The sequence below is a fragment of the Dechloromonas denitrificans genome (genome assembly GCF_001551835.1).
Taxonomy (GTDB): domain Bacteria; phylum Pseudomonadota; class Gammaproteobacteria; order Burkholderiales; family Rhodocyclaceae; genus Azonexus; species Azonexus denitrificans.
The window spans coordinates 343930-358197 of the sequence record NZ_LODL01000021.1 but is presented as its reverse complement, the minus strand read 5'-3'; the positions used below and the strand labels follow the sequence as shown (position 1 = coordinate 358197).

General features: G+C 59.3%; 12 protein-coding genes. 6 read left to right on the top strand and 6 right to left on the bottom strand.

The annotated features are described in order from the left end of the window. Positions 1 to 101: 101 nt before the first annotated feature. Positions 102 to 1472 carry a cysteine--tRNA ligase gene (gene cysS, locus AT959_RS12760; RefSeq protein ID WP_066884404.1) on the top strand — a complete coding sequence of 457 codons (1371 nt, stop codon included), beginning with the start codon at positions 102 to 104 and terminating at the stop codon, positions 1470 to 1472. Between the two features lie 58 nt (positions 1473 to 1530). Here the strand turns inward: cysS and AT959_RS12755 are convergent, their stop codons facing one another. Next, entirely contained in the window at positions 1531 to 2676 is a 1146-nt protein-coding gene (locus tag AT959_RS12755; RefSeq protein ID WP_066883655.1) for an ABC transporter substrate-binding protein, read from the bottom strand. Between the two features lie 278 nt (positions 2677 to 2954). Here AT959_RS12755 and AT959_RS12750 point away from each other — a divergent pair, with 278 nt between their 5' ends. Next, positions 2955 to 3410: a disulfide bond formation protein B gene (locus AT959_RS12750; RefSeq protein ID WP_240481826.1), complete on the top strand. Its 456-nt coding sequence runs from the start codon at positions 2955 to 2957 to the stop codon at positions 3408 to 3410. Positions 3411 to 3476: 66 nt separating this feature from the next. On the opposite strand, the gene rpmG is transcribed toward AT959_RS12750, so the two are convergent. From rpmG to radC, 3 genes are all read right to left on the bottom strand, one after another. Beyond that, on the bottom strand, positions 3477 to 3644 hold the full coding sequence (gene rpmG / locus AT959_RS12745; RefSeq protein WP_066883653.1) for a 50S ribosomal protein L33: 168 nt from the start codon (positions 3642 to 3644) through the stop codon (positions 3477 to 3479). Between the two features lie 20 nt (positions 3645 to 3664). Continuing rightward, entirely contained in the window at positions 3665 to 3898 is a 234-nt protein-coding gene (gene rpmB, locus AT959_RS12740) for a 50S ribosomal protein L28 (RefSeq protein ID WP_066883651.1), read from the bottom strand. Between the two features lie 76 nt (positions 3899 to 3974). Then, entirely contained in the window at positions 3975 to 4655 is a 681-nt protein-coding gene (gene radC / locus AT959_RS12735; protein WP_066883649.1) for a RadC family protein, read from the bottom strand. Between the two features lie 46 nt (positions 4656 to 4701). Between radC and coaBC the strand changes: the two genes are divergently transcribed. Together coaBC and dut are read left to right on the top strand one after the other, a co-directional pair. Then, positions 4702 to 5892 carry a bifunctional phosphopantothenoylcysteine decarboxylase/phosphopantothenate--cysteine ligase CoaBC gene (gene coaBC / locus AT959_RS12730; RefSeq protein WP_066883647.1) on the top strand — a complete coding sequence of 397 codons (1191 nt, stop codon included), beginning with the start codon at positions 4702 to 4704 and terminating at the stop codon, positions 5890 to 5892. Next, a complete protein-coding gene (dut, locus tag AT959_RS12725; RefSeq protein ID WP_066883645.1) occupies positions 5892 to 6341 on the top strand; it encodes a dUTP diphosphatase in 450 nt (149 codons plus the stop codon). Before coaBC ends, dut begins: the two co-directional genes overlap by 1 nt. Before the next feature lie 65 nt (positions 6342 to 6406). Here the strand turns inward: dut and aceK are convergent, their stop codons facing one another. Then, complete coding sequence (aceK, locus tag AT959_RS12720) at positions 6407 to 8179, bottom strand: bifunctional isocitrate dehydrogenase kinase/phosphatase (protein ID WP_066883643.1); 1773 nt, start codon at positions 8177 to 8179, stop codon at positions 6407 to 6409. 224 nt (positions 8180 to 8403) lie between these two features. Here aceK and AT959_RS12715 point away from each other — a divergent pair, with 224 nt between their 5' ends. Together AT959_RS12715 and AT959_RS12710 are read left to right on the top strand one after the other, a co-directional pair. Then, on the top strand, positions 8404 to 10641 hold the full coding sequence (locus tag AT959_RS12715; RefSeq protein WP_066883641.1) for an NADP-dependent isocitrate dehydrogenase: 2238 nt from the start codon (positions 8404 to 8406) through the stop codon (positions 10639 to 10641). Positions 10642 to 10745: 104 nt separating this feature from the next. Then, a protein-coding gene (locus tag AT959_RS12710) for an IS1182 family transposase (protein WP_240481704.1) occupies positions 10746 to 12220 on the top strand; the annotation gives its coding sequence in 2 pieces (ribosomal slippage) (positions 10746 to 11891 and positions 11894 to 12220; 1473 coding nt in all). Between the two features lie 153 nt (positions 12221 to 12373). Here AT959_RS12710 and AT959_RS12700 read toward each other — a convergent pair. Next, positions 12374 to 14257 carry a putative bifunctional diguanylate cyclase/phosphodiesterase gene (locus AT959_RS12700; RefSeq protein WP_157651296.1) on the bottom strand — a complete coding sequence of 628 codons (1884 nt, stop codon included), beginning with the start codon at positions 14255 to 14257 and terminating at the stop codon, positions 12374 to 12376. Between the last annotated feature and the right edge of the window lie 11 nt (positions 14258 to 14268).

Below are 14268 nucleotides of genomic sequence, written 5' to 3'. Positions count from 1 at the left end.
TGCTATAATTTTCGGTGTTTTACAATCTTTCGATTCTACCAAAAACGCCGCCCTTCCCATAGTTTTGCTCTGCGCTGGCGGCGCCGGGAATGCCTTCCGCCATGCTAAAAATCTACAACTCCCTGCAACGGGAAAAACAGCCGTTCACGCCCATCGAGCCCAACAAGGTCCGCATGTATGTTTGCGGGATGACGGTTTATGACTATTGCCACCTCGGGCATGCGCGCGTGATGGTCGTTTTCGACATGGTTTACCGCTGGCTGAAGGCGGCCGGTTATGACGTGACTTACGTTCGAAACATCACCGACATCGACGACAAGATCATCCGGCGGGCCATCGAGAACGGCGAGACCATCCAGCAGCTGACCAATCGCTTCATCGCCTTCATGCATGAGGATGCCGATGCGCTGGGCGTGCTGCGTCCCGATCACGAGCCGCGGGCGACCGAGTACGTGCCGCAGATGCTCGACCTGATCGGCAGGCTGCAGGCCAACGGCCTGGCTTACCAGGCGGTCGATGGCGATGTGAATTACGCGGTGCGCAAGTTCGAGGGCTACGGCAAGCTGTCCGGCAAGTCGCTCGACGACCTGCGCGCCGGCGAGCGGGTCGAGGTCGATTCGGCCAAGCAGGACCCGCTCGACTTCGTGCTCTGGAAGCATGCCAAGCCGGGTGAGCCAGCCTGGGCGTCACCGTGGGGCGAAGGCCGTCCGGGTTGGCATATCGAATGCTCGGCAATGAGTTCGAGCATTCTCGGCAAGCATTTCGATATTCACGGTGGCGGCCAGGATCTGCAGTTCCCGCACCATGAAAATGAAATCGCCCAGTCGGAAGGCGCACACCAGTGTTCCTATGTGAATTACTGGATGCACAACGGTTTCGTCCGGGTCGATAACGAAAAGATGTCGAAATCGCTGGGCAACTTCTTCACCATCCGCGAGGTGCTGGAACGCTACGATGCCGAAGTGATCCGCTTCTTTATCCTGCGCGCTCACTATCGCAGCCCGCTGAACTACTCCGATGCGCATCTCGACGACGCCAAGCGCAGTCTGGATAGCCTGTATTTCGCGCTGCGCGATGTGCCGCCGGTTGACGTCGAAATTGACTGGAATTCCGATTTTGCGGCCCGTTTTGCTGTGGCGCTGAACGAGGACTTTGACTCGCATGGCGCGATTTCGGTGCTTTTCGAACTGGCCGGCGAGGTCAATCGGCAGCGCAGCGCGCCACTGGCCGGTTTGCTGAGGGCTTTGGGCGGCGTCATTGGCCTGCTCGAGCGCGAGCCGATGGTTTATCTGCGCGGGGATGTTGCGGCGGGCGGTCTCGACGAGGCTGCTATCGAGCAAATGATCGCGGATCGTGCGGCTGCGAAGCAGGGCCGCAACTTTGCAGAGGCTGACCGCATTCGCGACGAGCTGAAGGCGGCCGGTATTGCGCTCGATGACAGTGCGCAAGGCACGACCTGGCGCCGAGCCTGAAATCGACAAATAAAAACGGCCCTGAAAAAGGGCCGTTTTTTGATGTCTACCGCAGGCCTTACTTCAATATCTTGCCGCCTGGACCGACGACGGTCAGTTCGACGTAGCGCGACCCCTGGCGGCCATTGTTGCCGTAGTTGATGCGATAGCCGCCGAAGTCAATGTTGTTCAGGCTTTCCAGGGCGCTTTGCAGCTTTTCGCGGCTGAGATCCTTGCCGGCGCGGCGCAGGCCTTCGACCATGGTGCGTGCCATCAGGTAGGCTTCCATGCCGTAATAGGAGTAAGCGCCCGGTTTGTTGATCAGGCGCTGGTATTCGCGGACGACCGGAATGATGTCGTTCCACGGGTAGGGGACAACCTGGGAGATGCCGATGCCGCGGGCGTCGGCACCAAGTTCCTGGACCAGTTGTTCGGTGCCGACCGGGGACAGGGTCATGAACATCGGGTTTTGGCCGGCCTTTTTCATCGCCTTGACGAAGACGGCAGTCGGCTTGTAAAGCGTCACCATGATGACGGCCTGCGGATTGGCCTTGCTGATCGGGTCGAGCGCTTTGCTGATATCCAGCGAGTTGCGTTCGACGGTGCCGACTGCCGAGGGGGTCAGGCCATGTTTTTTGAGGGCGGCACTGACGCCATCGAGTCCCGATTTGCCGAAACCGTCGTTCTGGTAGAGCACGGCGACGCTTTTCAGGCCGAGCGAGACCATCTGGTTGACGATGGCTTCGGTCTCGTCGGCGTAACTGGCGCGCACGTTGAACATGTAGCGCGAGTTCGGATTGCTGGCGATCGGTTCGCGCAGGCTGCTGGCGCCGGAAATGGTGCCGACCAGCGGCACCTTGGCCGGGCCGAAAATGGTATTCATGGCCTCGGTGGTCGGGCTTGAGCCGTAGTAAGCGAGCAGTGCAAAGGCGTGTTTCTCGTTGAGCAGGGTTTTGGTGTTGCTCAGCGTTTTTTCTGTTTCGTAGCCATCGTCGAGGGCGACCAGTTCCAGCTTGCGGCCATTGATGCCACCGGATTTGTTGACCTGCTCGAAATAGGTCTGGATGGTTTGCCGCATGTCCATCCCGTAGGCGCCGTTCGGGCCGGAGAGTGGGGCGGACATGCCGAGCGTGATGCTGGTCTCGGTAATGCCGGGGTCGCTCGCCCAACTGAGTGTAGAAAACGCAATGGCGCCAAGGCAGGCCAGTCGCTTGAGGGCTCGCATTGTTTTGTCTCCCGATTTGACTATTTCAGGGATTCTAACAGTCGCCAGTCGGCGTGGGGAGCGCTGCAAGGCTTACTTAAGTGATAAATCGCCATTCCCTGTCAGTGCTGCCTGTTTTCGGCAAGTGCGCTCGTCTCCAAAGTGCATCGCTTTTAAGGAGTGCGAGTCTTGCGGTGTCGTAGAATTCCGTTTGTGCGATATGGCGTTCCAGCCCTTGGTCGCGTTTTCAATGGGTATTGTTCATGGTCTTTGCAAATGTGCCGCTCAGGGCGTGGTTCTTGACGCTGGCCCTCAGCTGTTTCGGTCTGGTTGGTGTCGGTATGGCCTTGCAGGCGATGCTGAGTCTGGCGCCCTGTCCGCTGTGTATTTTTCAGCGCCTGCTCTACATCGTGATCGGGGTGTTGGCGCTAATCGGCGCGCTGTGGCCGAAGCTGCGTCAATTGTGGGCTGGCCTGGTTGCGCTGCTGGCGGTATTGGGAGTGGGGGTTGCCGGCTATCAGACCTGGATGCAGGCTTTTCCTGAATTGGCCAGCGAGTGCAGCTATACCGATCCGAACCTGATCGAAAGCCTGGTTGATTGGTTGGGTATGCAATTTCCCTCGATGTTCCTGGCGACGGGCTTTTGCAGCAGCCGCGATTGGGAAATGTTCGGCCTGTCGATGGCCAACTGGTCCTTGCTGATCTTTGCCGGCATCGTCGGCTATGCCGCTTTTCTGTTGCGGCGGAAGTTCTGATTTTCCGCTGCCGAAAAAACAAAACCCGCCGAAAGGCGGGTTTGTCGAAAGCTGGAGGGGGCTGAATTACTTCAGCTTCACTTCCTTGTAAGCGACGTGCTTACGGGCCTTCGGATCGTACTTCATCATCTCCAGCTTTTCAGGCGTCGTGCGCTTGTTCTTGGAGGTGGTATAGAAGTGACCGGTACCAGCTGTAGATTCCAGCTTGATTTTTTCGCGACCGCCTTTAGCCATTTTATCTATCCTTCCTTAAATCAGACTTCACCGCGGGCACGCAGGTCGGCGAGGACGGTGTCGATACCGTTCTTGTCGATCAAACGCAGACCGGCGTTGGAAACGCGGAGACGGACGAAGCGGTTTTCGCTTTCGACCCAGAAGCGGCGATACTGCAGATTCGGCAGGAAGCGGCGCTTCGTTTTGTTATTGGCGTGGGAAACCTTGTTCCCAACCATCGGGGCTTTACCCGTTACTTGGCAGACTCGCGCCATGATTGGTGCTCCAGAATTTGCTAGAAGAAAGCCCGCGATTTTAAAGGATAAGAGCCGGAAATATCAAGCGATTTTTCTAAATCAAGCCTCTTTCGGCGAAAGAAAGGGGCGGCTGGGTGCCGGCGACAATGAAGTGATCGAGCAGCTTGACGTCGACCATGGCCAGCGCGTCTTTCAGCGTCCGGGTCAGCATTTCGTCGGCCCGCGAAGGCTCGGCGACACCGGAAGGGTGGTTGTGGGCGAGGATGACAGCGGCCGCATTGTGGGCCAGCGCGGCCTTGACCACTTCGCGCGGATAGACCGAAGTCTGGGTCAGCGAGCCGGTAAATAATTCCTCTGCTCTTAGTAGACGATTTTGGGCATCGAGCCACAGGGCCATGAATACTTCGTGCGGCCGACTGCCCAGCTTCAGGCGCAGCCAGTCGCGGACCTGGCCGGGAGCGGAGAACGTGTCGCGACTGGCCATTTCCTGGCTGAGTGCCCGGCGGGCCAGTTCGAAGCTGGCTTTCAGCTGGGCCGCCTTGGCCATGCCGATCCCGGAGACGCTGGCCAGTTCTTCGAGTGTTGCTTCGGCCAGGACGCCGAGGCGGCCGTCGAAGCGTTGCAGCAGGTCGCGGGCGAGATCGACGGCACTTTTGCCACGCACGCCGACGCGCAGGTAGATGGCCAGCAACTCGGCGTCGGACAGGGCTTCTGCGCCATGGGCGAGCAGGCGTTCGCGCGGTCGTTCGCCCTCGGGCCAGTCGGTGATCGCCATGCTATTTCCAGTAGAATTGGCAGGCTCACATTCTAATGGTAAGACAATGGAATTACAGGGAAAGCGCATCGTTCTTGGCGTGACCGGCGGTATCGCGGCCTACAAGGCGGCCGAACTGGTTCGCCTGCTGGGCAAGCAGGGCGCCGAGGTGCAAGTGGCGATGACGGAGGGGGCGAGCCACTTCGTCACCGCGACGACTTTTCAGGCGCTCTCCGGCCGGCCGGTATTTACCGACCAATGGGATGCGCGGATGCCGAATGCGATGGCGCATATCGATCTGTCGCGGCAGGCCGACCTGATCCTGGTCGCCCCGGCCTCGGCCGATTTCATGGCGCGCATCGCCCACGGCATGGCCGATGACCTGCTGGCGACCATGGTGCTGGCCCGCGATTGTCCGCTGTTACTGGCTCCGGCGATGAACCGGCAGATGTGGGAAAACCCGGCCACCCGGCGCAACGTGAATCAGTTGCTGGCCGATGGCATCCATATTCTTGGTCCGGCTTCCGGCGAGCAGGCCTGCGGCGAGGTCGGTGCCGGTCGCATGCTGGAGCCGGAAGAAATTCTCGAAGAGGTGATCGCGTTCTTTACGCCCAAGCTGCTGGCTGGCCGGAAGGTGCTGATTACCGCCGGGCCGACTTTCGAGGCGATCGATCCGGTGCGCGGCATTACCAATCTGTCCTCCGGGCGGATGGGTTACGCCGTGGCGCGGGCGGCACGGCAGGCCGGTGCCGAGGTGACGCTGGTTTCCGGGCCGGTTGGTTTTTGCCCGCCGCAAGGGGTCGACCGCATTAATGTCAAAAGTGCGCTTGATATGCATGCGGCGGTGATGGCGCAGGCTGCTGGCGCGGATGTCTTCATTGCCGTGGCGGCGGTGGCCGATTACCGGGTGGCCAATGCCGCCGAGCACAAATTGAAGAAGGATACTGGCGGCATCCCGCCGATCGAGTTGGTCGAGAATCCCGATATCCTGGCCGAAGTGGCTGCTCTCAAGAACGGCCCGTTCTGTGTCGGCTTTGCCGCCGAGAGCCGGAACCTCGAAGAATATGCGCAGACCAAGCGGCGCAAGAAGAAGATCCCGCTGATCGCCGGCAACCTGATTCAGGATGGTTTCGGCGGCGAGGATAACCGGCTGGTTTTATTTGATGATGCCGGTTCGCACCCGTTGGCCCCGGCTCCAAAATCGGTGCTGGCCCGGCAACTGGTTGAACATATCGCTCATTTGACAGGAAAACACTGATGCACCGTATTGACGTAAAAATCCTCGACAACCGCCTGCGCGACAACCCGCCGCACTATGCCACGCCCGGTTCGGCCGGCCTCGACCTGCGCGCCTGTCTCGAAGCACCGCTGCATCTGGCGCCGGGGCAGACGACGCTGGTCCCGACCGGGATGGCGATTCACCTGGCCGATCCCGGCCTGGCGGCGATGATCCTGCCGCGCTCGGGGCTTGGTCACAAGCACGGCATCGTGCTCGGCAACCTGGTCGGCCTGATCGACAGCGATTACCAGGGCGAGTTGATGGTCTCGGTGTGGAACCGCGGGCACGATAGTTTCACGCTCAATCCGCTCGATCGTATTGCCCAGTTGGTGGTCGTGCCGGTGCTGCAGGTTGGCTTCAATATTGTCGATGAGTTCGATGCCAGCAAGCGGGGCGAAGGCGGCTTCGGGAGTACCGGGCACGCCTGAACCCGAGTGATTCGGGCTGCTGGAAAGACAAAAGGTCGCCTTGCGGCCTTTTTTCTTTTGGAGCTTCAGGCTGCGTCCGGCTTGCTGTTGCCGAAGCGCAGTTCCTGCGGGTAGGGGAAGAAGTCTTCGACATGACCGGCGCGGATTTTCTGCTGCGCCTCCTGCCAGAACTTTGGGGACAGCAGGTCGGCGTGATGCTTGTAGAAAATCTTGCGGACGACGGGTGAGGCGAGCAGGAAGGTGGCGAACTCTTCCGGAAAGACATCGTTTCTGGCCACGGCGTACCAGACCTCGCCGGACATTTCGGTTTCGAAATCGGGGGCGGGCGGAATCCGGCGGAAATTGCAGTCCGTCATGTATTCGATTTCGTCGTAGTCGTAGAAGACGACCCGGCCGAACCGGGTGATGCCGAAATTCTTCCACAGCATGTCGCCGGGGAAGATGTTGGCTTGCGCCAGTTCGCGGATGGCGCTGCCGTATTCCTTGATGGCGTGTTCGAGGCCTTCGATATTGTTGCTGCGTTCCATCCGTTCGAGGTGGATGTTGAGCGGCTCCATCCGGCGCTCGATATAGAGGTGCTTGATGATCAACTGCTCTCCGTCGATTTCGTAGCAGGAGGGGGCAAGCTTTTCCAGTTCGTCGAGTATCTCCGGGTCGAACCGGTCGAGCGGGAACAGCACGTTCGAGAATTCCAGCGTGTCGGCCATCCGACCGACGCGGTCGACCTGCTTGACCAGCATGAATTTCTTTTTGACGGTGGCACGATCCATGTTTTTCGAGGCGCCGAAAACATCCCGGATGATCTTGAAGACGTAAGGGTAGGACGGTAGCGTGAAGACCAGCATGACCAGGCCGCGGATGCCGGGGGCCATGATGAATTTGTCTTCCGAATGGTGCAGGTGATAGATGAAGTCGCGGAAGAACATGGTTTTGCCCTGCTTGCCGAGGCCGAGCATGATGTAGAGCTCGGAACGCGGCTTGGCGGGCAGGATGGAGCGCAGGAACTGGACGTAGCCGGAGGGCACTTCCATGTCGACCATGAAATAGGCCCGTGACAGCGAGAAAAGCAGGCCGATTCGCCAGGCGTCGAGCAGTACGGTGTCGAGATAAAGCTTGCCGTCTTCGTCGTGCATAACCGGGATGGCGAACGGATACTCCGCGGCCCCGTTGACCGCCTTGCCGATGATGTAGGCCGCCTTGTTGCGATAGAAGGCGGAGGCCAGCACCTGGATCTGGAAATTGACTTCGCGCCGCGGGATGCCGTTCAGAAAGCGGTGAATCGCCTGATAAACATGGTCCACGTCGCGCTCCAGGTCGGCAAACGGGCGCTGCCAGTCGAAGTCCCGGACGATGGCCAGCATCGCGCCGCGCACCCCGTCGTCTTTGGCGTAGTAGCTGCGATAGGTTGGATCGTGGTCGGCTTCGATGTTTTCGGTCGACACCGTCGGCCGGACGAAAATGAAATCGTTGTGGAAGTAATTGCGGTGCAGGATCTTGGTGGTCACCGAATTGAAGAAGGTTTCGGCCAGTTCCGGCTGCTTGTGGTTGAGCAGCAGGCCAATGTAGAGCAGCTTGATCTGCTGCCAGGTCGGTTGATCGATCGTGCCGGCGTCGAAATCGTTGCGCAGGCGTTCGACGCATTCATCGACCCGGTCGTCGTAGAAACGGATGCGTTCCTTGACTGCCTTGTGTACACCCAGCCAGTCGCCTTGCTCGAAACGGGTCTTCGCCTCCCGGCAGGTCTGGCGGAACAGGGTGTAGTGCTTGTTGAAGCCCTGAATCAGGGCGAGCGCTATCTGGTGGGCATTGGTGCCGTAGAGACCCACGGATATCTTCATTGTGTCTTGTCTCCTGCAGAAGCGCTGATCTTAGCACCGCCAATGGACGAAGATGCCCGATGCGTCGTGCTTGGCCGGCGTTTCGCCCGCGATGTGAAAAGCTGTTTCGTTGACTGGGATGCGCTGGAGGTCGATACTTCCAATGTTTTGCTATTGCAAACCGGTTTACAAAAGTTCCGGGGCCCGCCCGGACCAATAATTCAATCCAACGCAAGGGGATATTTATGGCTGGTGGAAAGTCAAAAATCATTTACACGCTGACCGACGAAGCGCCGTTGCTCGCGACGTGCGCGTTTTTGCCGATCATCCGCACTTTCACCGGCCCGGCCGGCATCGAGATTGAAAAGGCTGACATTTCGGTTTCTGCCCGTGTCATCGCCGAATTCCCGGAGTTCCTGACCGAAGAGCAGCGTCTGCCGAATACCCTGGCAGAGCTGGGCAAGAAGTGCCTGCTGCCGGACACCAACATCATCAAGCTGCCGAACATTTCTGCTTCCGTCGCCCAGCTGAAGGCTTGCGTCAAGGAACTGCAGGAAAAGGGTTACGCCATCCCCGACTATCCGGAAATGGCCAATACCGATGAAGAGAAGGCTCTCAAGGCCCGTTTCGGCAAGTGTCTCGGCTCCGCCGTCAACCCTGTGCTGCGCGAAGGCAACTCCGACCGCCGCGCACCGGGTGCCGTGAAGAATTACGCCAAGAAGCGTCCGCACTCGATGGGCGAATGGAAGCAGTGGTCGCAGACCCATGTTTCGCACATGGAACACGGTGACTTCTACCACGGCGAAAAGTCGATGACCCTCGACAAGGCACGCGAAGTGCGCATGGAACTGATCGCCAAGGGCGGCAAGACCACGGTGCTGAAGCCGAAGCTCGCCCTGCTCGAAGGCGAGATCATCGACTCGATGTTCATGAGCAAGAAGGCGCTGTGCGACTTCTACGAAGCCCAACTGGAAGATTGCCGCGAGTCCGGCATCCTCTTCTCGCTGCACGTCAAGGCGACGATGATGAAGGTTTCGCACCCGATCGTCTTCGGCCACTGCGTCAAGATCTACTACAAGGACGCCTTCGAGAAGCACGGCAAGACCTTCGACGAACTGGGCATCAACGTCAATAACGGCATGGTCGACCTGTACGACAAGATCAAGACCCTGCCGGAATCCAAGCGCGACGAAATCATCCGTGACCTGCACGCTTGCCAGGAACACCGTCCGCGTCTGGCCATGGTCGATTCAGCCAAGGGCATCACCAACTTCCACTCGCCGAACGACATCATCGTCGACGCCTCGATGCCGGCGATGATCCGCCAGGGCGGCAAGATGTGGGGTGCCGATGGCAAGCAGTACGACAGCAAGTGTGTCATGCCGGAATCGACCTTCGCCCGCATCTACCAGGAGATGATCAATTTCGTCAAATGGCATGGCAACTTCGATCCGCGGACCATGGGCACGGTGCCGAACGTTGGCCTGATGGCCCAGCAGGCCGAGGAATACGGCTCGCACGACAAGACCTTCGAAATTGCCGAGGACGGCATCGCCAACATCGTCGACATCAATACCGGCGAAGTTCTGCTGACCCAGAACGTCGAAGCTGGCGACATCTGGCGCATGTGCCAGGTCAAGGATGCCCCGATTCGCGACTGGGTCAAGCTGGCTGTTACCCGCGCCCGCAACTCTGGCATGCCGGCCATCTTCTGGCTGGATACCTATCGTCCGCACGAAAACGAGCTGATCAAGAAGGTCCAGAAGTACCTCAAGGATCACGATACCAGCGGCCTCGACATCCAGATCATGTCGCAGGTCCGTGCCATGCGCTACACGCTGGAACGCGTCGCCCGCGGACTCGACACCATCTCGGTGACCGGCAACATTCTGCGCGACTACTTGACCGACCTGTTCCCGATCATGGAACTGGGTACCTCGGCCAAGATGCTTTCCATCGTGCCGCTGATGAACGGCGGCGGCATGTACGAAACCGGTGCCGGCGGTTCGGCCCCGAAGCACGTCCAGCAATTGACCCAGGAAAACCACCTGCGCTGGGATTCGCTCGGCGAGTTCCTGGCCCTGGCCGTGTCGCTCGAAGAGCTCGGCATCAAGGAAAACAACGCCCGTGCCAAGCTGCTGGCCAAGACCCTCGATGCCGCGACCGGCAAGCTGCTGGACAACAACAAGTCGCCGTCGCCGAAAACCGGTGAGCTGGACAACCGCGGCTCGCAGTTCTACCTCGCCATGTACTGGGCGCAGGAACTGGCTGCCCAGACCGAGGACAAGGAACTGGCCGACCATTTCGTCAAGCTGGCCAAGGCCCTGTCCGACAACGAAGCCCAGATCGTCGCCGAGATGAAGACGGTGCAGGGCAAGCCGGTTGATATCGGTGGCTACTACAAGGCCGATCCGGAGAAGACCAAGGCCGTGATGCGCCCGAGTCCGACGCTGAACGCTGCACTGAAGGCCGCGAACGCCTGACCGGCTGTGTCCTGATCGTGTTGGCAGAGGAGGTCTTCGGACCTCCTCAGATTGCTGACAAAGCCTCCAATCGTTTGGGGGCTTTGTTTTTTTATAATGTTGGCATGCTCAAGCCTGCCTCCCCTGCCCAGACGGAACTGGAGATGGTGACGTTGGAGCAACTGGTCCCGAAAGACCACTTGCTCCGACTGCTCGACCAGCACATCCGGTTTGATTTCATCCGCGAAGCGACCCAGCACCTTTACTGCGAGAACAATGGCCGACCGGCCGTTGATCCGGTGGTGTTGTTCAAAATGCTATTCATCGGCTATCTGTTCGGGATTCGCTCCGAGCGGCGACTGGTCAAGGAAATCGAAGTCAATGTTGCCTACCGCTGGTTTCTCGGCTTTCGCCTGACGGACAAGGTCCCGGATGCCTCAACGCTGTCGCAGAACCGTCGTCGCCGGTTTGTCGGCACGGACATCGAGCAACGCATCTTCGACGGTATTGTCGAGCAAGCCATCGAGCACAAGCTGATTGGTGGGCGTGTGCTCTACACCGACAGCACCCACCTGAAGGCCAACGCCAACAAACGGCACTTTGAAATCCATCAGCTTGAACAAACCCCGGCGGCCTACCTGGCCGAACTCGATGCGGCGATCGAGGCTGATCGGGTCGCTGCCGGCAAGAAGCCGCTCAAGCGCGATGACGATGACTCGGCCCCGCCGACCAAGGAAATTAAGGTCAGTACGGTCGATCCCGACGCAGGCTTCATGGCCCGCGACAACAAGCCGACCGGCTTCTTCTATCTGGATCACCGCACCGTCGATGGCGTGCATGCCCTGATCGTCGATACCCATGTCACGCCGGGCAATGTCCACGACAGCCAACCGTACCTTGCCCGCCTGGATCGGGCCAAGGAACGCTTTGAGTTGGCTGTGGGTGCCGTCGGTCTGGATGCCGGGTATTTCACTCCCCAAGTCTGCAAGGGCATCCTTGACCGGGAACTGTTCGGGGTGATGGGCTACAAGCGACCGAGCCACCGCGATGGCTATTTCTACAAGCGGGACTATCTCTACGATGCGGTACAGGATTGCTACCGCTGCCCGACCGGTGAAGTCCTGCCGTACCGGACGACCAACCGGCTGGGCTATCGGGAATATGCCTCAAATCCCAAACATTGCGCCGATTGTGCCCAACGAGCGCAATGTACGCAGAGCAGGAGTCACCAGAAGCTCGTCACCCGGCATCTCTGGGAAGCGTGCAAGGAAGCGCGATCAACGCCAATCGCCTGACCGACCTGGGCAAACGGCTGTACGCCCGACGCAAGGAAACCGTGGAGCGCAGCTTTGCCGATGCCAAGGAGTTGCACGGCCACCGTTACGCCCGTTTCCGGGGGCTGGCCAAGGTGCAGGCGCAGTGCCTGCTCTCGGCTGCCTGTCAGAACATGAAGAAGATGGCCCTGTTGCTGGCCAGGAAGGCCGCCGCCTTACTGCTCAAAATCCTTGCCCGAACCCAGTTTTCCGCCCAATCCGCCCGCTATCGCTGGCAGGTCGGGTTTCTCCAGGCAAACTTCACAATCCGCCTCGTTTCGTCTTGAATCCGGAAATCAGCCTGATTTCCAAACAGAAAAACAAAACCCCCGAAAAATCGGGGGTTCGTCAGCAGTCTGAAGGCGACCCAATGGGTCGCCTTTTATATTTCTGCTCTTTGTTGATTGAAGTCGGGCGCGTTTAACCCTGCATGGTCGGGCTTAGCCTGGAGTGCTGCGGTCAACCAGAAATTTGTCGGCAAATTCCGTCGCAGCGAGCGGTCGGCTGATCAAGTAGCCCTGAATGATGTCGCAGCCCAGCGTTCTCAGTTGCCGGTGCTGGGGCTGGGTTTCGACACCTTCGGCGACAATGCTGAGCGATAGGCTCTTGGCCATTGCAATAATGGCGCGGACCAGTGGCTCGCTCCCCGACGATCCATCATCCAGCACGAGGTTGTTGATGAAGGAGCGGTCGATTTTCAAGGTGCTGATCGGCAGGCGCTGCAGGTAGGACAGCGAGGAATAGCCGGTGCCGAAATCATCCAGTGCAATGGCGATGCCCGCTGCGCGCAGCTGCATCAGTTCTTCGACACTGCCACCGTCGGCATCGAGCAGCACCGACTCGGTGATCTCGACCTCAAGGGCTGAACTGGGCAGGCCAGCAGCCTGCATGTGCTCGATGATGTGGCGCGAAACCGATGGGCGCCAAAACTGGCGGGGTGACAGATTGATGGCAATTGGCGGAATCTCGCCAAAACACTCGCGCCATGCGGCAATCTGGGTAATGGCACAATCGATCACCCATTCGCCGATCGGGATGATCAGGCCGCTTTCTTCGGCAACCGGAATGAACTGGTCCGGGCGAATCGAGTTTTCACCGTCGTGCCAGCGAATCAGTGCCTCGGCGCCGATCAGCTTGCCGCTTGTCGCATCAACCTGCGGCTGATAATGCAACTCGAACTGTTTTTCCTGCAAGGCGCGACGCAGCCGTGTTTCCAGTGACATCCGGAAGGTGACCCGTTGATCCATGACCGGTGTATGCGAGCGAATGGCGTTGCCGCCTGCCGCTTTGGCCTCGTACATGGCGGTGTCGGCATGGCGGAGCAGGGTTTCGCCGTCGCTGGCGTCTTCGGGAAAAATGCTGATACCGATGCTGGCGCTGGTGAAGAAATCGTTGTCGCCGCCGGCGAGCGGTGCGGTGATTTTTTCCTTGAGCAGGAGGGCTGTATCGGTCGCCTCTTTGGCGTCTCTGATCGAGGTGATCAGCACGATGAATTCATCGCCACCTTGTCTGTACAGGCTGCACCCGGTGGGCATCTCGCTGCGCAGGCATTGCGCGACCAGTTGCAGCAACTGGTCGCCGGCCCGGTGACCGAGGGTGTCGTTGATGTTTTTGAATCGGTCGAGATCGATGAAGAGGACGGCCAGCTTGTTGCCCGAGCTTTTGGCCAGGCCAATCGCCTCCTGCAAATGTTCGGCGAAGAGCAGGCGGTTGGGCAGGCCGGTCAGCGCGTCGTGCTGGGCGAGAAACTCCATTTCCTCCTGGTGCTGGCGACGGTCAGTGATATCGGTGACTGAGCCGACCATCTGGTAAGCCTTTCCCTTCCGGTCGCGAACCGCCAGTCCGCGGGAGGCTATCCAGCGATAGTTGGCATCACTGGCAAGCACCCTATACTCACAGTAAAAAAAATCGCTTTCCCCTTTCAGGTGCTGTGCGACGGCCTTGTTGTAGACCGCAATATCGTCGGGGTGGACCAGCTTGAGCCAGGCATTCGTATCCGGAAGAAAGTCTTCGCGATAGCCGAGAATCTCGAGCAGGCGGGTGCCCACGTGCAGTTTTTTGGTCCTCGGATCCCATTCCCAGAAACCGTCATGTGCGGCGAGCATCGCCATGTCGTAGGCTCGGCGGATCGACTGGAAGTCCAGCCATCCGCCGTAGGCAAACAGTGCCGAGCCCAGCAGGCTGGCTACCAACAAGACGGAAAATAGCCTGCCCGGCGCCAGTAGCGAACCAAGCAGGCTGGCGACGATCATAGCGAAAAGAAAGGCGGCAAGCCGCTTGCGGTTCTTCAGCGAGGCTGAGCGGGAGAGCCGGGAAAATAGCACTGCCGAGCGTC

Excerpts from the sequence above, each read along its gene's own strand:
- AT959_RS12755 (WP_066883655.1), bottom strand. The coding sequence starts at position 2,676 with ATGCGAGCCCTCAAGCGACTGGCCTGCCTTGGCGCCATTGCGTTTTCT.
- radC (WP_066883649.1), bottom strand. The coding sequence starts at position 4,655 with ATGGCGATCACCGACTGGCCCGAGGGCGAACGACCGCGCGAACGCCTG.
- aceK (WP_066883643.1), bottom strand. The coding sequence starts at position 8,179 with ATGAAGATATCCGTGGGTCTCTACGGCACCAATGCCCACCAGATAGCG.
- cysS (WP_066884404.1), top strand. The coding sequence starts at position 102 with ATGCTAAAAATCTACAACTCCCTGCAACGGGAAAAACAGCCGTTCACG.
- coaBC (WP_066883647.1), top strand. The coding sequence starts at position 4,702 with ATGGAATTACAGGGAAAGCGCATCGTTCTTGGCGTGACCGGCGGTATC.
- rpmB (WP_066883651.1), bottom strand. The coding sequence starts at position 3,898 with ATGGCGCGAGTCTGCCAAGTAACGGGTAAAGCCCCGATGGTTGGGAAC.
- rpmG (WP_066883653.1), bottom strand. The coding sequence starts at position 3,644 with ATGGCTAAAGGCGGTCGCGAAAAAATCAAGCTGGAATCTACAGCTGGT.
- dut (WP_066883645.1), top strand. The coding sequence starts at position 5,892 with ATGCACCGTATTGACGTAAAAATCCTCGACAACCGCCTGCGCGACAAC.
- AT959_RS12715 (WP_066883641.1), top strand. The coding sequence starts at position 8,404 with ATGGCTGGTGGAAAGTCAAAAATCATTTACACGCTGACCGACGAAGCG.